Consider the following 3744-nt stretch of genomic DNA (forward strand, 5'->3'; position numbering starts at 1 on the left):
GAAGGCCGTCGCGTCGAGAGGGGGCACCTCCCCGGTCCCCGGGTTCACGATCAGCCGGGCGGCCTTGCGCCTGTCCTCCATCGTCGTCGCCGAGGTGATCGACGGGTGCCGGCCGTAGGCGGCGACGAAGTTCACCAGCGACTCGGGGTGCTTGAGGTGCTGCCCGTAGTCGATCCAGCTGGTGTACGGCGTCATCGCGGCGTCGTGGGTGTCGTTGAAGACGTCACGCCGGAACACGTTCAGCGGCGGCACACCCTCGGAGCGTGCCCGCGCGATGTTGATCGCGGCGAGGTCCAGCGGAAGGCCCAAGAGGTTGTTCCGCAGGGTCTCAGTGACGAACTCGTCCAGCTCGTTGCCGGTCTGGTCGCTCATCCCCATGATGATGCTCCCCGCGGCCTGCTGGGGGGTCAACGTCCCCTCAGGGCCGCCGTCGAAGTACGCCGGCGGGTTCAGGAACCCCTTCAGCAGCGGGATGTCGTTCTGGCTGCCCAGGACGTCGTCGGCGGTCCCGAACACGTTGTCGACTCCGGGCCGGTCCTCGTTGCGCCGGGAGATGGTGTCGGTCAGCATCGAGTGCCCGAACCGGTACACCGCGTGCGCGAACTCCGCCTTCACCGCCGGGTTGATCTCGGTCTGGGTGAACGCGAACGGCTCGAACGGGTTGATCGCGGGCTGCACCTTGCGGGCGAACTCCTCGAACACCAGGTGCTGGTACTCCATCTCGGTGACGAACCGTGCCGCCTGGAAGAGACGTTCGCCGTAGTCCCATGCGCCCGGGTTGGACGTGTCGTGCCACGCAGCGTTGTCCGCAGGAGCGCCGCTGATCATGGTGTCGAGGCTCCCGGCGAGCCGGTTGTGCTCGGAGTGGAAGATCTGGTGCATCGCGGTCAGGCCGATGTTCTCGTTGATGCGCCCGTCACCGCTGACGAAGTGCGCACCCAGCATCTCGTCGTCGTAGGTCCCAGCCGGCTGGTTCGCGAAGTCGGCCGAGGCGACCGTGTCGGCGTCCGGTGTCAGTCCTGGCCGGGGTACGGCGTGGTGGGCGATGTCGTCGAGGAACGCGATGCGAGCTCGCAGCGCGTTCGAGGTCGAGATCGGACTCGCCGGGTCTCCCTCGACCGTCCCGGTCGCGGTGACGAGCAGCGGGAAGCCGTTCGGACCACGGGCGAACCTGCCGTAGGCGTCGGTCGCCAGCAGCGGGACGTTCGTCACGTCCGTGTCGACGAGCTCGATGCCGAGCAGCTCGGCGGCCTGCCGCTTGATCTCCGACCATGTCGCCATCCCGCCGGACGCGCCCTGGATCAGCCGTCCCGTCGACACCGGGTGGCCGGCGGCGTCGGGGGCGTACTCGCGGAGGAAGACCTGTTGCGCGGGGTGCGACCCGTAGGTCTGGTTCTGGTCCACCCAGGGTGTGTCGTTGTTGGTGGCCTCGTGGACGTCGTCCGCCGTGCCGAGCCGACCGTCGGGGCCGGGCTGGTTGGTGGCCCTCGTGACCAACATGAACCGCTGCTCCGGCGGTAGGTCGTCGCCGGTCCCGAGCTCACCGTCGGGCCCGGCGATCATCGGGTCGTCGTCCTTGAGGGGGACGAACACGCTTCCGCTGCCGCCCTTGGCGGCGAGGTCGAGGCCGTGGTCGAAGAACTGGCCGAACAGCGTGAACCACGAGTTGAAGGGCGGGGACAGGCCGGCGTCGGTGGAGACGTTCGGGATCAGCAGGGTCTCCCCGTCCGGGGTACATCCGGCCGGCACGCCCGGTGCGGTGCACGGCACCGCGCTCGGCTCGGGGTCGAAGCTGCGCCGGGGCCGCGCAGCGGCCTGCACGGCGGCCGGGTTGGACGAGGTCTGGTCGACCACGAGGTTGCTGATCACCCGAGGCCCGGAGTCCACGACCGATCCACTCCTCTGTGCGTACGACGTGCTTCCCGGGGGGCCCACCGGGCCGACCCCGGGGACGGTCGAGTCCTCGCCCTCTCGCCACACAGGCTCGGCCAGGCGTGGCATCAGCCGCTGCGAGCGGCCGAGGTCGTCACCACCGGCGAGGAGGTTGTTGCACGAGCCGTCGACCGTGCGCAGCCCGTAAGGGAGTACGGCGTTGGGGACCTGGTGCGCCCCGTTGCCACGCAAGGTGCCGCAGGGGTTCAGCGGTGTGGCCGTCGCGGCGTGCCGCTCGGCGATCTTGACCTGCTCGAGGATGGACTGCAGGTCGCTGCGGTTCAGGTTGAAGCCGGCCCCTTCCGGGGCCACGGCAGACGCTGGTGGCGCAGGGAGCGCCACCGCGGGGAGTCCGGCCGCGATCAGGAGCGCGGTGGCCACCCGGGTTCGGGACCTTGCCCTCGGCGACGGGGGGCTGTCGACACGTGCAGGGTCTCCGTTCATGCTCACTCACCGGATGACAGTGACGGGTGCATGCCGGACAGAGGTGTTGCGGGCGGTGTCACGGGCGGTGACCCGGACCACGTAGGCACCGGGATCGGCCAGGCGACCGCGGCTGTCACGGCCGTTCCACGTCGTCCGCCGGTTTCCGGCCGACGTGAACCGGAGAACGCCGAGATTGCTGACCACACGCCGGCGTTGCAGCACGTGCACAGCAGCCGTGCCGGGTCCGTCCAGGCCGACGACTATCGACAACGCGCCGGGTGGGTCGAAGCGCGGCCGCACGCGCAACGTCCGGATGGCGGGAGCGGTCGCGTCGACTCCCCTGGCCGACAGCGCCACGGTCGAGGGGCTGCCCGCTGCATCGTGCGTGACGGCGAGGTTCGCGCCGTCCCGCCCGAGCGCGGTCGGTCGATAGCTCACGTCCATGACGCAGGAACGGCGGGCCCGGATCGGCGCACTCGTGCACGCCGTCGCGTTGACGGTGAACTCGGGACTGCCCGTGCGGAGCACCGACGTCACCACCAGGCTCACGTCGCCCGGGTTGCGCATGGTCAGCGGGAGAGTCTTGCGCTGCCCGATCCCCACGTCCCCGAATTCCAGGGAACCCAGGATCGCTGCACGCGGTCTCGCGCCGGTGCCGGTCAGGGTGAGCGAGCGCACCAGGTTGTCGCCGTCGAGACTGTTGGGCAGGCTCAGCGTCGCGGTCCGGAACCCGGTGGCCGACGGCTGGAACGTCAGGGCGAGGCGGCAGGTGCTTCCGGTCGGCAGCGGCGTGTTCGGGCTGCATCCGCCGGTGGCCGCCGGCTCGACCGTGAAGTCGCCGGCTCCCGCCCCGGCGAGCTCAGGGGGATCCAGCGTGACCGACTGGGGGCTGGTGTTCCGCACGGCGACTGACCTCGTAAAGGAGGAGCCGACCTTCTGCGTGCCGAAATCGGTGTTGGTGATCGACGCGGTCACCGGCGCCGCGAGGCGTCCCTCGACCAGGAAGTCGGTGGTCGGTGGAGCGCCCTGGGGCACGCTCGGCCCTTCCACCTGGAAGGAGTTGCGCAGCGGGCCGTTCACGACCGGGCGCGGAGTGAGCGCCAGCAGACCGTCGCCGAGGTGGCCCGCCGGGGCACCGGGCTGACGCAGGAACCCACCGAACAGGGGTCCTTCCAGCGGGCTGGAGAAGTCGCACGGTGGTGCCTCAGGCGGCGGGGTGCCGTCGGCGGGCTCCTCGGGGAGGATGCACCCGACCTCCTCGACGTGCCTGATCCGACCGGTCAGGTCATCGGGCTCCACGGGGTCCGGGTCCAGCACTGCCGTGGCCACGGCCTGGCCGTACGGATGTGTGAGGGTGTACTGCTCGCCCGGGACGAGGTCGCGAAC

Annotated in this window: 2 protein-coding genes; both read right to left on the reverse strand. The window is 70.5% G+C overall.

Annotated elements, in window-relative coordinates; translation table 11 throughout:
* A partial coding sequence (locus VFN12_RS06525) for a peroxidase family protein (protein WP_325117807.1) occupies positions 1-2244 on the reverse strand: 2244 nt, incomplete at its 3' end.
* Positions 2245-2382: 138 nt separating this feature from the next.
* On the reverse strand, positions 2383-3744 hold a 1362-nt coding region (locus VFN12_RS06530), incomplete at its 5' end, for a choice-of-anchor D domain-containing protein (protein ID WP_325117808.1).

Source organism: Nocardioides sp. (assembly GCF_035703625.1).
In the GTDB taxonomy this organism is placed as follows: Bacteria; Actinomycetota; Actinomycetes; order Propionibacteriales; family Nocardioidaceae; genus Nocardioides.